The organism is Actinomycetota bacterium, assembly GCA_012837825.1.
Classification (GTDB): Bacteria; Actinomycetota; Humimicrobiia; order Humimicrobiales; family Humimicrobiaceae; genus Humimicrobium.
Genome location: DUQM01000033.1, coordinates 1 through 18996, shown reverse-complemented (window position 1 = coordinate 18996; position 18996 = coordinate 1). Strand labels below are relative to the sequence as shown.

Annotated in this window: 14 protein-coding genes; 13 read left to right on the top strand and 1 reads right to left on the bottom strand. The window is 35.7% G+C overall.

The annotated features are described in order from the left end of the window. From GXZ93_02755 to lnt, 5 genes are all read left to right on the top strand, one after another. A partial coding sequence (locus GXZ93_02755; protein HHT78703.1) for a TIGR02710 family CRISPR-associated protein occupies window positions 1-669 on the top strand: 669 nt, incomplete at its 5' end. Window positions 670-870: 201 nt separating this feature from the next. Beyond that, window positions 871-1458: a TetR/AcrR family transcriptional regulator gene (locus GXZ93_02750; protein ID HHT78702.1), complete on the top strand. Its 588-nt coding sequence runs from the start codon at window positions 871-873 to the stop codon at window positions 1456-1458. Between the two features lie 280 nt (window positions 1459-1738). Then, window positions 1739-3820, top strand: a complete 2082-nt coding sequence (locus GXZ93_02745; protein HHT78701.1) for an MMPL family transporter — start codon at window positions 1739-1741, stop codon at window positions 3818-3820. A 17-nt stretch (window positions 3821-3837) separates the two neighbouring features. Beyond that, the gene (locus GXZ93_02740; GenBank protein ID HHT78700.1) at window positions 3838-5691 is read left to right on the top strand and encodes a hypothetical protein; all 1854 of its coding nucleotides are present in this window, start codon (window positions 3838-3840) and stop codon (window positions 5689-5691) included. Between the two features lie 106 nt (window positions 5692-5797). Further along, window positions 5798-7462 (top strand): apolipoprotein N-acyltransferase, encoded by a 1665-nt coding sequence (gene lnt / locus GXZ93_02735; protein HHT78699.1) that lies wholly within the window; start codon window positions 5798-5800, stop codon window positions 7460-7462. Window positions 7463-7785: 323 nt separating this feature from the next. Here the strand turns inward: lnt and GXZ93_02730 are convergent, their stop codons facing one another. Beyond that, complete coding sequence (locus GXZ93_02730) at window positions 7786-9195, bottom strand: amidophosphoribosyltransferase (GenBank protein ID HHT78698.1); 1410 nt, start codon at window positions 9193-9195, stop codon at window positions 7786-7788. Between the two features lie 149 nt (window positions 9196-9344). Here GXZ93_02730 and GXZ93_02725 point away from each other — a divergent pair, with 149 nt between their 5' ends. The 8 genes from GXZ93_02725 to GXZ93_02690 all read left to right on the top strand — a co-directional run bounded on the left by GXZ93_02725 (window position 9345) and on the right by GXZ93_02690 (window position 18834). Further along, the gene (locus GXZ93_02725) at window positions 9345-9872 is read left to right on the top strand and encodes a hypothetical protein (protein ID HHT78697.1); all 528 of its coding nucleotides are present in this window, start codon (window positions 9345-9347) and stop codon (window positions 9870-9872) included. A gap of 118 nt (window positions 9873-9990) precedes the next feature. Further along, window positions 9991-11007, top strand: coding sequence for a LacI family transcriptional regulator (locus GXZ93_02720; protein HHT78696.1), 1017 nt, complete (start codon window positions 9991-9993; stop codon window positions 11005-11007). Window positions 11008-11159: 152 nt separating this feature from the next. Continuing rightward, complete coding sequence (locus GXZ93_02715) at window positions 11160-12095, top strand: hypothetical protein (GenBank protein HHT78695.1); 936 nt, start codon at window positions 11160-11162, stop codon at window positions 12093-12095. Window positions 12096-12184: 89 nt separating this feature from the next. Then, window positions 12185-13294: a sugar ABC transporter substrate-binding protein gene (locus GXZ93_02710; protein HHT78694.1), complete on the top strand. Its 1110-nt coding sequence runs from the start codon at window positions 12185-12187 to the stop codon at window positions 13292-13294. Window positions 13295-13376: 82 nt separating this feature from the next. Then, window positions 13377-14867 carry a sugar ABC transporter ATP-binding protein gene (locus GXZ93_02705; protein HHT78693.1) on the top strand — a complete coding sequence of 497 codons (1491 nt, stop codon included), beginning with the start codon at window positions 13377-13379 and terminating at the stop codon, window positions 14865-14867. A 24-nt stretch (window positions 14868-14891) separates the two neighbouring features. Beyond that, window positions 14892-15866 carry an ABC transporter permease gene (locus GXZ93_02700; protein ID HHT78692.1) on the top strand — a complete coding sequence of 325 codons (975 nt, stop codon included), beginning with the start codon at window positions 14892-14894 and terminating at the stop codon, window positions 15864-15866. A gap of 447 nt (window positions 15867-16313) precedes the next feature. Further along, window positions 16314-17321: a Gfo/Idh/MocA family oxidoreductase gene (locus GXZ93_02695; protein HHT78691.1), complete on the top strand. Its 1008-nt coding sequence runs from the start codon at window positions 16314-16316 to the stop codon at window positions 17319-17321. A gap of 211 nt (window positions 17322-17532) precedes the next feature. After that, the gene (locus GXZ93_02690) at window positions 17533-18834 is read left to right on the top strand and encodes a M20/M25/M40 family metallo-hydrolase (GenBank protein ID HHT78690.1); all 1302 of its coding nucleotides are present in this window, start codon (window positions 17533-17535) and stop codon (window positions 18832-18834) included. The last annotated feature ends 162 nt before the right edge of the window (window positions 18835-18996 follow it).

Sequence of the window (18996 nt, the reverse complement as noted above, 5' to 3'; positions counted from 1 at the left end):
GCATATGACTTTCTAATTTCTTCCTATAGTTTATGGGATAAATTCAATTATGAAAAAGCACTTGGGGAATTAAACAAGGCTAAAGAAAAAATAAAACTTATTAAAGATTTAGATTATGAAAAATATAGGAATAATTTTTCTTTTCTTGAAAAATTATGCGACGAAAAGAAAAAGACAAAATACCCCAGGGAACTTGTAGTTGATATTTTTCTTAATGCGAAGAGAAGAGATAATGAAGGAAAATTTGATGATGCACTCATCCGGCTTTACAGAGTAATGGAGCTTATTTCACAAAATGTGCTGTATTATAAATACAAAATTGATCCCGCTGATATAAAAGAAAATCAGTTAAAGATCTTGCCTTCTGAAATAACTACAAAAATCGGATACAAGCAGGGCAAAAAAACAACTTCAGGAATGACTGATAACTATGAAATTTTAAAACATTTGAATAATGAATTGGGTATTAATTATTGCCAAGACTCATCAATAAGGGACATAATGGGGATCAGAAATTATTCAATATTAATACATGGTGAAAATCCAATTAATAAAAATAATTTAAGTAGACTTATGGGAATTGTAGAAAAATTTCTATGTACCTTTTTTTCTTTAAAGGAAAATTTGGACAAACAGTTGTCCAATGCTAAAATGGCTAATTTCAATTAAGCTATCAAAGAAGGTGAATAATTCTATAACTTATATAGGAAAGACAGGATTTGATTAATAAGATCTCTAAAAATTCTTTTATTTAGCATATACTGTATTTATTGCTATAATAAATCCTGATATCACGAGCATTAAGGCAGAACTGTTAGTTAATATGTATATGATTATAAATTTTTTACTAATTTGGCCTGATAAATAAAGATGATACAGAAAGAAAAATCGGAAACCAGGGAAAGAATAATAAAGGCTGTCCTTAAAATCATAGGACAGAAAGGTACTGTAAAATTTACGGTAAGGGAGATTTCCAAAGTTGCAAATGTAAATCTTTCAGCGGTCAATTATTATTTCAGATCAACAAGCAACCTTTTAAATGAGGTAGAGATATACTTTGCTGAAAAAGTACAGGAAGTAAGCAGCATTCTCGGAAAAGAAGATTCATATACAAAACTTACACTTATAGAGTGGGCAAAAGCAATGATGGAACTGCTTTCAAAAAATACCGGGATAATATGGATTATTGCAAAAAAGATATTAAATAAGGGAAGCCCCGGTATTTTTATAGAAAAACTTATTGACGAAAACGGCGTGTTTTTAAAAAAAATAATCTCAAAGCTGACTAATAGTAATGATGACCAGTTTCTTGCAGAAAAAGTGACCCAGTTAATATCAGGCATCAGTTTTCCAATAATTATCAGCAAGGGTCTGGGAAAAGACATTGGGCAGAACTTTAACGACTTTACTGTCATAGACAGGTATGCTTCTTCCGTAGTGAGCAGCATTTTAAAGTAAATAACACATCAGCTTCTATTTTATAAATGCTCAGATATCCTTTTAAATACCCATATACTCTTATACCCTTATAAATTATAAATACCCATACACTCTTATAAAAAATCATTTATCTCTATAAATTTATATAGTAGATATTTAAATATTTTACCTTCTCAAAAAAAATAATTCAAAAAATATTGACACACTGTTTTTGCACTGATATCATACAACTGTTTTAAACAATCAATTTAAAATAATATATTAAATATAAGCTTGAATATAAGGTAATTATAGTGCCATGGAAAAGTTAGGTAGATTTGTAGTAGGAAAAAGAGTAGCCGTTATTATAATATTTTTGATTCTTATTATCCCTTCAGTGCTGGGGATGATTAAAACAAAAATAAATTACGATCTGCTTTCATATATTCCCGACAATCTTAATTCAAAAAAAGGTCAGATAATTCTGAATGAGAACTTTGGGCTTGCTGAAACTGTCTATCTTGCAGTTCATGACAAGGAGATATGGGAAGTAATGGAAATCAAAGAAGAAATCCTAAAGCTAGAAGGAGTCGGGTCGGTTGACTGGCTTGATGATTATGCCGACATCAAGGTGCCTCCTGAGTTTATTTCTGATGACATAAAAGAAAATTTTATATCTGAAAATTCTACAATACTTCAGGTGCGTCTTGGTGAAAATAAAAATGGAAGCAATAATCTTGAGGTAATTGATGAAATAAAAAAACTTGTTGGTGATGAAGATTATTATCTTGGCGGTCAGCCTGCAATGCTTCATGAGTTCCAAAGCATAGTCAACAAGGAAATGATAATATATATGGTCATTGCACTTGCTGTCATACTTCTTGTTCTTTTTCTTGCAACAACTTCCATTATTGAACCGCTGCTGATACTTTTTTCGATAGGTGCTGCCATTCTTATTAATATGGGAACAAATTATTTTATCGGGGAAATATCTTATATTACAAATTCTGTGGCAGCCATACTGCAACTTGCAGTTTCAATGGATTATTCAATATTTCTGATACACCGTTATCATGAAGAGAAAGAACTTAACACTTCAAAAGAAAGCGCAATGGTAAGTTCCATCAAAAAAGCAGTAACAGCCATTAGCGGGAGTTCTCTTACCACGATTGCCGGATTTTTAGCGCTTCTGGTCATGAAGATAGGAATAGGAAAGGATCTCGGATTTGTGCTTGCAAAAGGAGTAGTATTAAGTCTTATTACAACTATATTCCTGCTTCCTTCTCTTATTGTGGTATTTGACAAAGTCATTGAAAAAACCAGGCACAGGGTTTTTCTGCCGAGTTTTAATCTTATATCCAGGTGGATCTTAAAATACAAATGGGTTTTTCTTGTGCTGCTTATAATTATAATTGTTCCATCATATATGGCGCAGTCAAATCTTAAGTATTATTATTCTTCAGAAAAGCAGCTTCCTGAACATGCAAAATCAGTAGTTGATAACAACAGAATAAAAGAAAAATTCAATACCGGAAATATTACCTACCTTATTCTTGAAGACAGTGACAGGGTTAAAGAAAGCAGGCTTATCGGAGAAATAAGAGAATTGGATGGAATTATCAAGGTTGCCGGGCTTTCTGATGCAGTCGACAGCACTATACCTGATTCCTTTATTCCTAAAGAAGTTGCAGAAAAATTCCAGAGCGGGAAATATTCAAACATAATAATTCAGCTTGGAACTGATATTGATGATCCTAAAACAGGAGAGCTTATTGAGAAAATAAATAACACAACATCCGGATATTATGAAAAATATTATCTTACGGGTGAAAGTGTTCTAAATAATGATATCAGGATTATTTCTACAAAAGATTTCAGGAATGTTTCCTTTATTTCTATAGGCCTTGTTGCCCTTATAATCGGAATAAGTTTTAAGTCATTTTCAATTCCGGCTTTGCTAATTCTGATTATTCAGTCCGGCATATGGTTTAATATGGCAATTCCTTATTTTTCAGGAACATCTCTTTCTTTTTTGACACCTATATTTATTGGCGCAATACAGCTCGGGGCGACAATAGATTACGCTATTTTGTTTACTTCAAGATATAAGGAAAACAGGCAGATATTTTCAAGAAATGACGAAGTCGCCATGCAGGCGATTAAGGACAGCGGAAAATCAATTTTCTCAAGCGCAATTATTTTGTTTGCCGCAACTCTTGTCATAGCTCTTTTCTCAAGCATCAAAACGACAAAGGAATTTACGCTGATCATAGGAAGAGGAGCAATTGTAAGCATGATAATAAGCCTTATTGGACTTCCGGTCATGTTCCTTATTTTTGACAAACTTATAGGGTGGACATCGCTTGGATGGAAGAGAAGAGCCGGAAACTTAAAAAAATAAATTTTATGGGAGCAAAAATGAAAAGCAATAAGATAATAAAAAATAAAATAATAAAAATACTTACTATCGTCTCAATATCCCTGCTTTTTTTATTTACCACAGGTTTTACAAAACTGCCTGAAACAAAAAACGAAACAGTTTATGTCAGTCTGAATAATGACGGAAGTGTCAGGGAAGTAAAAACAGTTAACTGGTTAAATATTGCGGGATTATCAGATAATGAAGGAAGCTATATTGATTATGGGGAATATGATGCAATAAAAAGCATGATTAATGAGGCTGCGCCTGAAACTGAAGGAAATAAGATAATCTGGAATGCAGATTCTTTTGAATCAGGAAATTTGTTCTACCAGGGAACAACCTCAAAAGAGATACCTGTAAAAATAGATATTAAATATTATCTGGACGGCAAGGATATGCCGGGAAAAGATATAGCAGGAAAATCAGGCAGTCTTAAAATAGAAATCAATGTGGAAAACAAGTTAAAGAATAAAGAAAATATTTTTTATAAAGATTATCTGGGAAACAACAGAATATCTAAAGAAGACTGTTATACTCCTTTGATGGTTCAGTTAAGCATAAAAGCAGATGTTACAAAATTTACGGATATTCAGGCAGAAGGTGCGACAAAAGTGCTTACCGGTAAAATAATGAATATTTCATTTGCTGATTTTCCGTTTCCTGAATCTGACTTTACCTTACAGATGGAAGGTAAAGACATACAGCTTGAGCCTATAAACATAGTTGTAATTCCATCTGAGATACCTGCTATTACTGATCTTGAAGATAGCAAAAAGAATCTTGAAGAGTTTGATAGTGGCCTGGCAGAAATGTCAGACGGCTCAAAGGAGATAATTGAAGGGAGTGAAAAACTTGGTGATGGACTGACTAAATTAAAAGACGGAAGCTCCGATCTTGTCAATGCCATATCGGAAATAAATCATGGCTTATATGTTTTAAGTGAAAGCAATGATGATATGAGCAGTGGCTTTCAAGAGATAGGCAATGGATTAAATGAATTTACCCGGAATGGAAGCGAAGTTATCAATGCAGTTCAGCAGCTTACCTCAAATCTGGAGGGTATTAAAAACGGGCTTGATCAGTCAGCAGCCGGCGCATCAAGGCTTTCACAGGGAGCAGATGATATGGCAGTTGCTATAGAGCAGCTAAGGAACATAAACACAAATCTAATGGCTATTGTCCAAGGCCTTGTAAATTCAGACCCAACAAACCCGACATATCAGCAGCTGTATGGTCTGGCAACAGCGGAAGGAGCGCTTATTAATGGTGTTAATACTGGTGCACAGGGGGCAAGTGCCGGAATGCGTGATCTATCAGCAGGAATTAGTTTACTTTCTGCAGGAGTAAATGACTATAAAGGAGGAATGGAACAGTTTTCATCAAACCTAATACTTATGATTCAGAGCTTTGAACTGCTTGCAGGCGGGCAAAGCAGGCTCTTTTCAGCATGGGAACAGTATGGTGGTGCGGTCGGTGAGCTTTTTGAAGGAACAAACAAATTATATGCGGAAATCAGTTCAATGCCGGAAGATGTCGGCAAGCTTGCAGATGGCAGTTCAAAAATTAAAGAGGGTATTCAGAAACTGAAAGAAGAGGGAATTGATGAAATAAAAAGTCAGGTTATTGAAAATATTGACAAAGTTAATGAAGGAATTGTTATTGAAAAAGAAATTAACAAACTGTCAGATGACTATAATTCCTTTATGGATACCGGCAATACAAATTCACAGGTTCAGTTTATTATGCAGACTGATGCAATAAAAACGGAAAAAATCGCTGTTTCCGATAAACAGGAGGAGATAGAAAAAGAAACTTTCTGGCAGAGGTTTTTAAATCTTTTCAGAAAGTAGTTTACTGTAAATTTTCCGAGTATAAAAAAGTCGTTATTAAATTATTTTGATATTCGAATATAATTAGAGAGTATATGAAAAATATTTAAGGCCTTTAAAGGATTAAATGAGAATTTACAAACGATTGTTTCTGATTTTGCTATCTTCGGTAATGCTTATACTCTCTTTTACCGATAATCTTGCTTTTCTTTCCTGGTTTGCTCTTATTTCATATATTATTGCATTATCAAAATCAAATTTCCGTTCAGCAATATTTCTCAGCGCTCTTACCGGATTATTATTTTTTGCGGGGATAACTTACTGGTTTACGGAGTACAGTTATGTTTACTGGTTTCCCATACTCGGGCTGCTTTCAGTTTTTTTCATTTTTTATGGTTTTATATTTAAATTAATATTTTTAAAAATAAAATGGGCGTGTCTTAGAATTCTGCTTATTTCTTCTGTGTGGATAGCAGTAGAGTTTTTAAGACACAGGACATTTCTTGCATTCCCATGGGGAGTACTCGGCTATTCCCAGCACTCGTTCCTTCCGATCATGCAGCTAAGCAAGTTAACAGGAGTTCTGGGCGTATCTCTTCTTATAGTTCTTCTTAATCTTTGCTGTGCTGAAATAATAATGTATTTTATTAATTTGCGATTATCTTCTGTAGAGTCCGGCTCAGGCATTGCATATATATCTGCCAAAACTAATTTTAATGAAGATTTTAATAATAAAGCATCATGTCAGCTCGTAGCAAAATCCAGGAATAAACCCGGAAATCATGCTGTTTTGAGAAAAAGCTTTTTTAAAAAACCGGTTTTTATTTTTTCAATAACAGTAGTAGCCGTCATCCTTTTAAATGTGATTTTCGGTACAGTTTATATCAGAAAAAACAGCAATCAATATGAAGGAGAAAAACTTGAAATTGCAATGGTTCAGCCTAATGTATCATTTGATGATAAATTTGCGACAGATACGGATGTACTGATACCACAGAGAATGGAATCGGATAAAAAGTATTTTAAAGAAGGTACGGAGCTTATTGTTTTTCCTGAAAGTGTAATATGGGGCTTGCTTGAGCAGGAAAGAAATAATTCATTTTACAAATGGGTCAGAAATACAGCTGCAGAAGAAAATCTTTATTTCATAATGGGACAGATAGTATGGGATGAAGAAAATAATTACTACAATACTGTTTATCTTTATAATCCTAAGCTTGAAATAATCGGGAGATATGATAAGATCCATCCTCTTCCATGCGCAGAATACATGCCTTACCCCGATATATTCGAGTTTTTAAGTTTTATGAATATGGCAAAACTGAATATCACTCCTGCAAAAGAACTTATATTGCTAAACTATCCGGGAAAAGGGAACATAGGGGCTAATATATGTTTTGAATCGATATTGCAGATTATATCAAGAATATATAGAAAAACGGGTGCAGATATTTTATTTACTTTTACTGATACGGCAGGATTTAGGGAAAGCATTGCTGCATGGCATCATGTAATATTTTCCAAAACCAGGGCAATAGAAAATAATTGTTTCATGGTGCATTCAGGCAACAATGGAATATCTGCTGTCATAGATCCTTATGGCAGAATCCTTGCAAAAACTGAAATAGGAAAGAAGGAAATACTATACGGGAGTGTTTATCTCAATAATAAAAAATCATTTTACTCCCTTTACGGGGAACTATTTATCTACATATATTTTGGCGCTTCTTTTATAGTTCTTTTGTTTTATATTATAGAAGTTAAAAATAAAAAGAAGCAGGATGAAGAATAGCATAGGAAGGCTTTCAGATATAGATAATTTAAGAATAATCCCGGTAATATGGTAGTTCTTTCACATGTTGCGATTACTTACAGCTCCTTTGGGATTCCGGTATTATTATGAACGCATCCATTTAAATCTGCTTATCCTCTTGCTTTTTAGGTATCCTTTATCCAGGCTTTTTCAATGGGATTATTTTTTATGATTTCAGCTTTTTTTATCTCCTCCTCACTTGAGTCAAAAGGAGCAAAAGTATTTCCGGCAGATAAACTCAAAAGACCCGGGGTATCTCTTGATCAAAAAAATTTTATATTAATTTACCGGGATTTTTAATATTAGTCCCTGCCGGTCCAGCAGTAAAGACACAGCTTCTCTTCGGGAAGCCCTATGGCTTTTACCATGTCACTGATAGTCTGGTATTTAAGAGAAGTAACTCCCAGTTCTTTCTGAGAGGTATCTACCATTTTCCGGTAAAGCGGAGATTTGTCATCAATAAAATCTTCAATATTAAAATTATTTTCACCTGTGATTTTTTTAATCACTTTTCTGGCTGCCAGTTCTTTTTTTGTCCTGGTTGATAAAAGATACGGGCAGGGATACATCAAAGGCGGACAGGCGATACGGACATGAATTTCTTTTGCTCCGTTGCGCCAGAGTTTTTCAATTGCCTGATTTTTAAGCTGGGTACCACGCACTATGGAATCATCGCACACAACTATTCTTTTATCTTCAATTACACTTCTAATTGGTATCAGTTTCAATTTTGCAACCTTGTTCCTTATCTCCTGTGAAGGCGGGGTATAACTGCGCCCATAACCATCGGTATATTTGACCAGAGACCTTCTGTAGGGGATTCCGGAAGCCATTGAATAGCCGATAGCATGAGCTGTCCCTGAATCCGGAACCCCGCACACCAAATCAGCTTCTATTTTATCGTTTCTGGCAAGATTGGCTCCGCAATTCTCTCTGACTTTTTCAACGTTTATACCTTCATAAGAAGAAGCGGGGTAACCTGTATAAATCCAGAGAAAGGAACAGATCCTTCTATTTCTGAATGTTTTTTCATTTTCCAAAGTGTCTTGTTTTTCTTTCAATCCTTCACTGGTTACAAGGACGATTTCGCCTGGATGCAGTTCCAGAACCGGCTTAAAGCCCAGGTTCGGGAAAGCGCTGGTTTCAGATGCTATTGCAAATGACTCATCATTCTGTCCGATAACAAGTGTTGTCTTGCCGGAAATATCTCTTGCTGCATAAATTCCTTCCTTTGCAAGAACCAGCAGCGAAACTGAACCTGATATCTTATCAAAAACATGTTTCATACCGCTTGCTATATTGTTTTTTCTTGCAATCAGCTTGCCGATGACCTCTGTTGAGTTAATTATTCCGCTGCTCATTTCCGAAAAGCTTCCACCCTGGCTCATTATTTCTTTTGCCAGCTCATTTTTATTTTTCAGCAGTCCGGATGTAACAAGAGCAAATTTGCCAAATAAACAGGAAATGATGATAGGCTGGGGATCAAAATCGCTTATGACCCCTATCCCTTTTTTGCCTTTTAAATTGGGAAGTTCATCAATAAATTTGGATTTAAACTGGGAGGTGGAAATATCGTGAATAGCCCTGGTCATCTTACTGTTAAAAACTGCAAGACCTGCTTTTTTTGTTCCGAGGTGGGAATGATAATCAGTCCCGTAAAAAAGGGATTGACGACAGTCTTTAGATGAAACAATTCCAAAAAGTCCACTCATGGTAAATGATTTTAACATCTTTTAATATTTTTTTTAATAGAGGGGATGTATAATTCGGTATCTAAAAATAAATTCGGATAAAAGGTAAGTATAATCTTTCATTTTTAATGTATAATTTTCTAAAAGCCAAAAATTAAAAAGGGGAAATCATGGCAAAACTTTTTGAAAATGTCTATCTTGCAAGCCTTGGATTTGCATTTTTAACTTATGAAAAGGCCGAAAAGCTTACACAGAATCTCATCGAAAAAGGCGAGCTGGCAAAAGAAAGACAAAAAGAATTTATCCAGGAACTTATGGACAAAGCTAAAGCAAACACTAATGAGCTTGAAAACACCATAAGAGAAAGATTTGAATATCTTGTGGAGAAGGGTAAACCGCTAAAAGAAAAACAGGAAGAAATCATTGAAGATATTGCAGGAAAAACCAAAAAGACAAGCATGGAGACAAAAGAGAAAATAAGGGATTTAATCAGGAATGTTACCGCAAAGGCAAAAGAAACATCGGAAAAACAGCAGAAAATACTGGTTAATCTGAAAAAGAAAATCGTTAAGAGCGATGAAGAAAAAATCATAGAAATTCTAAAAAAATCGGATATACCTACAAGAGAAGAAATAGACGAAATCAGGAAAAAACTTGATGAGCTGTCAGAAATGATCGCCCGGAATGAGGATGTATAATTTGATCCTTAAATACCGGGATAAAAAATAATTTCAGATATTGACATTTTTTTATAGATATCTTATAATCTATGATAACGTTTTCAATAACGTTTTCATAAAACTAATTTTTAAATTTATGAAAAAAAATAATGTAACGCTTAAAGATGTAGCAAAGTTTTCCGGTGTTTCCGTCCCCACGGTTTCGCGAGTCGTGAATGATGAAAAATATATTTCAAATGAAGTAAAAGAAAAAGTCCTGTCAGCCATAAAGGAGTTGAATTATACTCCCCAGTGGGCGGCAAGAAGCCTGAGAATTAAAAGAACTCACACCATTGGGGTCATTATTCCCAATGTATCTGATTATTTCTTTGGAAGCACAGTTCTTGCTGTGGAAAATTATTTCAGAAAAAAAGGCTATGACATTATTTTGTTTAATACCAGCAATGATGAAGATATTGAGGAAAGAGCAATAAAACTTGCAATTTCAAAGAGAGTCGAAGGCATCATTCTTGCAACGATATCAAAGAGTGAGAAAAAAATATCATCGATTATAAATAATTTCGGTATTCCCATTGTAGTTGTTGACAACAAATTAAACATAAAAAACATAGACCAGGTTTTAAGCGATGATGTCGGAGGTTCATACAAGCTGGTGGAGCATCTCATCAAAAAGCATGGTTATAAAGATATTGCCTGCATAAGCGGTCCTCTGGAAGAGTCCAGTAGTTTTGAGAAGCTTACAGGATATAAAAAAGCTCTTGAAGAAAACGGGCTTGAAATAAATGACAAATTTATAAAAGTGGCTTACTGGAAAAAGAGCAAAGCATTTGAGGCGACCAGGGAACTGCTTGAAAGCTCTCATAAGCCCGAAGCTCTTTACTGTATGAATGCCAATATGCTTATAGGTTGCCTGAGATATATCATAGAAAAGAAGATTAAAATACCTGAAGACCTGGCCATTGTTACTTTTGATGACTATGATTTTGTATCTGTTGTTTATCCTCCCGTTACATCACTTAAAAGAATTGATATCGAAATGGGTACGGTAGCCGGGGAGATTCTGTTTGAAAGAATTGAAGGCAGCAATGAGGATTACAAGGTAATAAGAATTGAATCGGATCTGGTTATAAGAAATTCCTGCGGTTGTAATTAAATATAATTTAAAACTTTAAAACCGGAATATCTTATGAATAAAGAAAGTGGGAAATAATAAATATTACCGATTGCAGATAAAATGCTTTGTTTGAATTTATATAATTTTGAGTAATAGATTTATAACAATTAAACGATTGTGAGGTAAGTAAAATGAATGATTTCAAATTTAAGCCAGCTGATTTTGTACCATTCAAGGATAAAGAGGTTCTTGAAAAGGTAAGGAAAATCCATGGGAAAGATCTTGAAAAATATTCCAATGACAAGATGAAAATCAAGGTCATGATGAATCCCCATCCTGTAATTATCGGAGATATCTTTACAAGAATAAAAATGTCTGATGATTTAAATATGCGTCAGGTTTTTATACTTGGAAACCCTGAACCGGAGACTTATATTCCTGTCGCCGAACTCATTAACTTTCACAAGGTAAACTGCCGGAATGTTTATTTATTTGCAATGGATGAGTGGGCGGATGAGAATGGAAATATTGCTCCTATAACCTATAAGGCAAGTCTTTCCAGTTCGCTTCTTGATCATTTTTATTATCAAATAGATGAAAAGCTTCGTATGCCTCTTGAGAATGTTTTTTATCCTACCAATGAGAATATAAAAGACTACTCCAAGCTAATAGTTGAGAAAGGAGAAGGTGGAGCTGATGTTTGTTATTCAAGTCCCGGCTGGGCAGGTCATGTTGCCTTTGTTGATCCTGTAGAAGAATTCTTAACTGATGATATTGAAGAGTACCTGAAGATGGATGCAAGAATAGTTACTCTTCATCCTTTGACAGTCAGCCAGAATTCGCTTCACGGTTTTTTTGGGCAGTCAGGCGATATTGCAAATGTTCCGCCCAAAGCTGCAACTATTGGTCCAGCTGATGTTGCCCGTTCAAGATTAAGAATAGAGATTCATGCTCTTCAGACTATGGGAACATTTGTTTCATGGCAGAGAATGACATCAAGGCTTATTCTTTTAGGTCCTGTAACCCCTCTTGTTCCAAGCTCTATCTTTCAGATTCTTGATACCCAGGTTTATGTAAGTGATGAGATAGCGGCTCCGTTTGATTACTGGGAGAAAGTGGGATATTAGCTGCAGGCAATATTAATAACATGAATATAGAAAAGAATTTTAAAGAAGGTGAATATTTTTTACTTTCTTAGATAAAAAAAGGAGGAAACATGAAAAAAATATCTTTATGGGTGGTAGTAGCGGTGCTTTGTCTTTCTTTACTTGGCGCATACTCCCTTGCAGGCTGTAAAGCAGAAACACAAACTTCTGTGGCTGAAGAGACAACAGCTCCTGCAGAGACAGAAGCTCCGGCAACTACAAAAGATGCTGAAGAAAAACCGGAAGAAGCAGTTTCTCTCTCAGATTTTGAAACAGGCTATGTTATCCCTTCGCTGGAGGGCTGGTTTAAAATTTGGGATACAACATGGAACGTGTATATGGAAAAATATGGAGTTGCAACTTCAGGTACTTTAACTGGCTGGGATGCAGAGAAAGATCTTCAGGGAGTCAGAGACATGATTGCAAAAGGTGTAGATGCTATAGTTCTTACTTCAACAAACCCTGATCCGGCTCAAATGGCTTGCAAAGAAGCTAATGATGCCGGAATACCAATAGCAGTTGACAGTTCTTCTGTTGCGGAAGGTCCCGGAAAACCATTCCTGGATATCACCTTTGATTACTACGATATGGGCGAACTTGCAGGTAACAAAGTTGCTGAGCTCGGCCTTGGGACCAAAGTTGTCCACATGGCAGGCATACCCGGATTTGCCCCAACTGTTGACCAGGATAATGCTCTAAAAGATGTTGGTGAATCAACAGGAGCTTATGAGCTCGTTGCTACTGAATATTCCAATTATAGTATGGAAGAATCATTGAAGCTTATGAAAGACATTATCCAGAGCGGAAAAGAGTTTGATGTCATTGTTTGTTGTTCCCAGGAAGCAGCCAGCGGAACGATTGAAGCTTTAAAACAGGAAGGTCTTCTTGGTAAGAAAGTTGTAATAAGTGTTAATGGAGGCCCACTGGATGTTGAAAATTTTGAAGCAGGTACTCTTGATTATGCAATCGGACAGTCACCTGGATTGCTTGCATTAATTACAGGCTCGTTTACATTGAACTATCTGCAGGGTATTGATCCGTTTTCACAGAAAATAAGACCTCCGTTCCAGTGGCTGACCCCTGAGAATTATAAAGATGAAATAGTTCCCTGGGAAGTTGACGAATCCTGGATTCCAATAGCTGAAAAGTACACGGCAACCGGAGAATTAGTTTTAAAATAAACTACTTACTTAAAAAAGCAGGAGTTACAACTCCTGCTTTTTCATTATAATAGCTTTTGACTTAGCAGGGAGATAAGTAAATTTGGAACAGCTAGATAAAAAAAAGATATTATCGATGACTGGTATTTGTAAATCATATCCTGGTGTAAGAGCTCTTGATAATGTTGACTTTGATCTTTATGCAGGTGAAACGCACTGCCTGGTGGGTAAAAACGGTTCAGGTAAATCCACGCTGATAGAAATACTAGCTGGCTCTATACGTGCTGATAAGGGCAAGATAGAATTATTTGAAAAAACATATGATTCCTTCACTCCTGCGGAATCACTGGCCCAGGGCATTGGCACAATTCATCAGGTCGATCATTTTATTGAAGAGATGACTGTAGCCGAGAATGTATTAATTGACAATCTTCAAACAAATAAGGGCGGTTTTTTCTCTTTTAATAAATGCAGTTCTTTTGCGAAAGAAATCTTTAAATTTATTGATGTATATATAGATCCAAAAAGAATTGTTGCCACCTTGTCACCGGTAGAAAGGAAAATTTTAAGCATTGCCCGTGCTTTTTCGCAGGAAGTAAAGATACTCATACTTGATGAGCCTACTGCATCTTTGGATAAAGAAGTAGAAGACAAGCTCTTTAAAGTTATAAATAATGTCAAGGAAAAAGGTGTTGGCATAATTTATATTTCCCATAATCTTAATGAAATATTTAAGCTAAAAGGCAGGGTAACCATACTTAGAGATGGTAAAAAAGTATCAACAGATTTTGTAAAAGACATAGATAGGGATACTTTGATAACAAGGATGATTGGAGCAAAAACTATATGGTTTGGGAAAAAAGAAAAAAATATCAGCAATGAAGATAAGCTTGAAATTAAAAACTACTCATCAAAAAATGTAGTGGAAAATATATCTTTTGAAGTAAAAAAAGGTGAGGTTTTCGGTATTGGAGGATTAGTTGGCTCAGGACGGACAGAATTATTAAGGATGCTGTTTGGAGCTGATAAAAAAGATTCCGGAGGAATTTTTTATGGTGGAAAAGATATAACACCAAAATCGCCTGTAGAAGCTATTAAGAATGGTGTTGGACTTTTAACAGAGGATAGAAAATCTGACGGACTTATAATGGAGATGCCTATCTGCACAAATATCAGTCTCGTCGATTTAGTTAAAAATTCAAACTTTTTTCTCAGGTTGAAAAAGGAAAGAAAAGATACAGAAGAAATGACAGCCAAACTAAATATTAAAGCGCCTTCCGTAGAGAAGATAGTAAAGTTTTTAAGTGGCGGAAATCAGCAGAAAGTTGTACTTGCAAAGTGGCTCCTGGCTGAATCCAAAATAATAATGCTCGATGAACCTACCATTGGCATAGATATTGGTGCAAAGGAAGAAATATATGAGTTGATAAACAATCTTGCTGAAAGAGGTAAGATATTTATTATAATTAGTTCTGATAATCAGGAACTGGCAAATATAAGTGACAGGGTTGGCATTATGAAAGATAAGAGCATGATAAAGATATTGGAAGGCAACGAAGTCACTGAAGAAAATATTCTAAAATATTCACTATAAATTTAAAAACTAGAGGAACGAAATATGAATACAAAAACAAATTCCAATCTTGAACAGAACTCTGGTAACAGGCTTTCTGCGGTTTTTAAAAACCAGCCAGTTTTTCTAATCATAATAATGATCATTATCGGTGTTATAGTTTCTCTGATTAATCACAGATTCCTAACGATCAATAACCTCTTTAATATAGTGCTAGGTGTATCTACTACAGGGATTGTGTGTGTGGGTATGGGGACGGTACTTATATCCGGTAATTTCGATCTTACTTTAGGCCCTATAATTTCAGTACTGGGCATAGTAATGGCAATTATGATATCAAGAACAAGCATTGCGCTTACCATAATAGTTGTTATATTGCTTGGGATGGCTTTAGGAGCAATTAATGGCATAATAGTTACCAGAATAAAGGCACATTCTTTTATAGTGACATTAGCTCTTTCAAAAGTTTATGAAGGTGCTGCGCTTTTGCTGGGTGGGGGAACGTACATAAGTCTTTCAGGCAGATTTAGATTTTTTTCTGAAAGATTGGGAGGAATTATACCCTGGCCCACAATAGTACTTATTATAGTAATCATTAGCGCATATGTTGTCTACAGATATACAAAGTTTGGACGACTTTTATTTGCAGTAGGTGGCAATGAAAAGGCAGCATATCTTTCAGGTGTTAAGGTCAGGTTATTTAAGATACTCGCATTTACGCTGGCGGGTGGTCTTTATGGTGTTGCAGCATTAGTGCTGATTTCACAACTTGGTGTGGTTTATCCCAGTACGGGTTTTTCCTACACTCTTCCGGCATTGGCAGCAATTGCAGTAGGTGGAATATCCCTGGCCGGAGGAAAAGGCTCTGCTCTTGGGATTTTCTTGGGAGCTGTTATGTTTGGCTTAATTAGTAATGCGCTTGTACTCACAGGTGTAGATCCTTTCTGGAGAGATGTTGCTGCAGGATTTTTAATACTTATGGCTGTCGGCATTAGCGGAGCAGTATCTGAAAGGTCTTAACGAAGATACTTTAAAAAAGTTATAAACTTAGCCAGGATGTTTGGAACATCATCCAAACGTAAAGCTAAGCTATAACAAATAATATGCAAATGCCATGTTTATAATGCTGTAAAGGCTGAAAAAGACCTTGTAAAGGCACTTCCGTACCTAAGATTTCTTCGTCTTAAAGAGCGTGGCGGAAGATGATCTGAAGAATGGAATTTTCCTGCACCCGATGAAGGAAATCCTGATTACAAAAAGATGTCTGAGCTGATAAAAGACTATAAGAGTTTGATAGGCATAGAGATAGCGTTTGATGGTGGCCAGAAATCACTTGAAGAAACCAATGCTGCAGTCCGGGAAGCTTATGATTTTTTAAAAATTCGACTATTATAGATTATATATAAAATAAAGTAAATTAACTAATAAAATAAAGCAAATAATTAATACTTCAGATTGGAGGGTAATATGCAAAAAGTTGTAATAGTAGGTGCTGGTTTTATGGGTGAAACACATGGAAGCGCATATAAAATGATAGAAAATGCCAAAGTAGTTGCTGTAGTGGACGGGGTGGAGGCCAAAGGCAAGAAGCTTGCATCTGAATTTGGCGCCAAATATTATGATGATTTCGACAAGCTTCTTGAGAGCGAGGACTTTGACATACTTGATATCTGCACTCCCACAGGTACTCATCCTACACTTGTAAAAAAAGCAGCGGAGGCGAAAAAAAACATATTGTGTGAAAAGCCATTAGCTCTTTCCGTGGAGAAAGCAGATCAGATGATAGCTGACGTAGAGAAAAACAATGTAGCTGCCATGGTAGGGCAGACGCTTAGGTTCTGGCCGGAATATGTGAATGTAAAAAAACTAATAGACAGCGGAAAATATGGAAATCCCCTTCATGCAACCTGTGCAAGATTATGTGTGCCTCCGGATTGGTATGAGGGTAAATGGGGTTATAGTGAAGAAAACAGCGGTGGAGCTGTGCTTGATTTATCCATACATGATCTTGATTATCTTCTCTGGATATTTGGGGAACCTGCGTTTTTGAAAGCACAGGGTATATTTAATCCGGCTCTGGGAGGTCTTTCGCATGTAGCTACCTCAATAGAGTTTAAAAATGGAGGTTCAGGAGTAGCGGAAGGCGGATGGAATTTCATGGGCGAATTTCCTTTTACCATGCTTTTAAGGGTAATATGTGAAACTGCTGTAATAGACTGGGATTTTAGAGCAGGGAAAAACATTGAGCAAAGAGATAAAGTAGAGAGTGTCACAATATATGAAGAAAGCGGACACACTTACAAACTGGAATCAGAACAAAAAGATCCGTATTATCTTGAATGCAAGTATTTTGTGGACTGTCTGGATAAAAATCTTCCCATAGAGAGAGCTTCTTTTACAGATGGAAGAAATGCAGTTAAGGTTGCGCTTGCAGCACGAGAATCAGCAAAGACCAGAAAAATCATAGAATTTTAATTAAGTCTAAGCTGCAACAAAAATATTGCTTAAGAAATTAAACAGTTGACTGAAAAGCACCTATTAAACATATTGAGCAGTTTTTAGAATATTCTAATGGCATTGTCTTAATGGCATTACGCATCTTGCTGTATGGGACAGACAGAGAGATGAAAAGTTCTGCCATCGGAGTATCCATGGAAATGTTTGCATATTTGTAAAGGAAGTAATTATGACTTACATTAAAGAAATAGATAAATGGCTTAGTAAAAAAGAGGATTATATACTATCTTTTTTATCGGGTCTTATTTCAACCAATACGGTAAATCTTCCGCCCGGGGGTAATGAAAAACAGGGACAGGAATATATCTATAACAAAATTTCAAAAATCTTTCCGGAAAAAGATATTGATCTGTTTGATATAGATGAAGTCAGAGGAATCAGAGAAAATCCTTTCTTTTTTCCTACTATAGACGGTGTGCCTAAAAATTATAAAGACAGGCCAAACCTTGTTGCAAAGCTTGAGGGAAGAGGGGGCGGCAGAAACCTTGCTTTTTCAGGACATATAGACACCATGCCTGATTATGGCAAAAAATGGACTGTCTTTGAAGATCCATACAGTGGAAAAATCAAAGACGGAAAAATGTATGGCAGGGGAGCTGCGGATATGAAAGCAGGAACTCTTGCAGGATTTATTGCATTACAGTGTCTGAAAGAATTAAATATAAGTCTTAAGGGAAATGTCTTCGCAGAGAGTGTTGTTGACGAAGAAAACGGAGGCGTAAACGGAACTATAGCCGCAAGACTCAGAAATCCTGATATTGATTTTGCAATCGTTCCGGAACTCACAAATCTCAAAGTTGGAATAGAAACCCTTGGCGGAACAGATTGGAAAATTTCTGTTTCAGAAAAGGGTGTGGGAGGCATAGGTGCTGATACAGATTTAAGCAATCCTATTTACAAGCTAAGCAGGATTGCGCTTGCTTTGAAAAAATATGATGATAAGATAAAGGAAATCAAGGCTCCTTCATCCTATAGTGAAGATCAAAAAATCAAGCTGCTTACATACCAGTTTTATTCAGGAGGTTCCAGCTACCTGGAATCCGGGGCTGTTCCCACAGAAGGCCATATCTATTTCTGGCTTGAAGCTTATTCATTTATGAATGAAGAAAGTTATAAAAAAGATTTTCTTGATTTTATAAAAAGCGAGCTGGGCAGGGACGATGATTTTAAAGATAATTTCCCAAAAATTGAAAATGTAATCAGATTTTTATACGGACACAGTACTGATACCAATCATACTGCAATGACCTCAATCAGGAAAGCTTATGATATGCTTGGATTAAATTACATTGAAGAAGGAATTCCATATGCAACAGATGCTTTTGCTTTCAAGAAAGTCAGCAATACTGAAGTGGTCATTCTCGGGCCAGTAGGAGCAAACCCACATGGCATAGATGAATATGTTGATGTGGACAGTGTATTTAAGCTGATAAGGATTATGGTGCTAACTGCGATAGATTATTGTTCTTAAAAAAATATCCGGCATTTTATTTGGTTCTGTAACTAACTTTGTGCAAATCTCCTAATTAGTATTAAAATAATATTAATTTAAGGAGGCTTTAAAATAACAAATAAAGCCGGATAAACTATTAAGGTCTCACAGAATGTGAGACCTTAATATAATAAAAATCTT

Bases quoted from the DNA above. Each gene is read 5' to 3' on its own strand.
- GXZ93_02750 (HHT78702.1), top strand. From the start codon at position 871: ATGATACAGAAAGAAAAATCGGAAACCAGGGAAAGAATAATAAAGGCT.
- GXZ93_02745 (HHT78701.1), top strand. From the start codon at position 1,739: ATGGAAAAGTTAGGTAGATTTGTAGTAGGAAAAAGAGTAGCCGTTATT.
- GXZ93_02740 (HHT78700.1), top strand. From the start codon at position 3,838: ATGAAAAGCAATAAGATAATAAAAAATAAAATAATAAAAATACTTACT.
- lnt (HHT78699.1), top strand. From the start codon at position 5,798: ATGAGAATTTACAAACGATTGTTTCTGATTTTGCTATCTTCGGTAATG.
- GXZ93_02730 (HHT78698.1), bottom strand. From the start codon at position 9,195: ATGAGTGGACTTTTTGGAATTGTTTCATCTAAAGACTGTCGTCAATCC.
- GXZ93_02725 (HHT78697.1), top strand. From the start codon at position 9,345: ATGGCAAAACTTTTTGAAAATGTCTATCTTGCAAGCCTTGGATTTGCA.
- GXZ93_02720 (HHT78696.1), top strand. From the start codon at position 9,991: ATGAAAAAAAATAATGTAACGCTTAAAGATGTAGCAAAGTTTTCCGGT.
- GXZ93_02715 (HHT78695.1), top strand. From the start codon at position 11,160: ATGAATGATTTCAAATTTAAGCCAGCTGATTTTGTACCATTCAAGGAT.
- GXZ93_02710 (HHT78694.1), top strand. From the start codon at position 12,185: ATGAAAAAAATATCTTTATGGGTGGTAGTAGCGGTGCTTTGTCTTTCT.
- GXZ93_02700 (HHT78692.1), top strand. From the start codon at position 14,892: ATGAATACAAAAACAAATTCCAATCTTGAACAGAACTCTGGTAACAGG.
- GXZ93_02695 (HHT78691.1), top strand. From the start codon at position 16,314: ATGCAAAAAGTTGTAATAGTAGGTGCTGGTTTTATGGGTGAAACACAT.
- GXZ93_02690 (HHT78690.1), top strand. From the start codon at position 17,533: ATGACTTACATTAAAGAAATAGATAAATGGCTTAGTAAAAAAGAGGAT.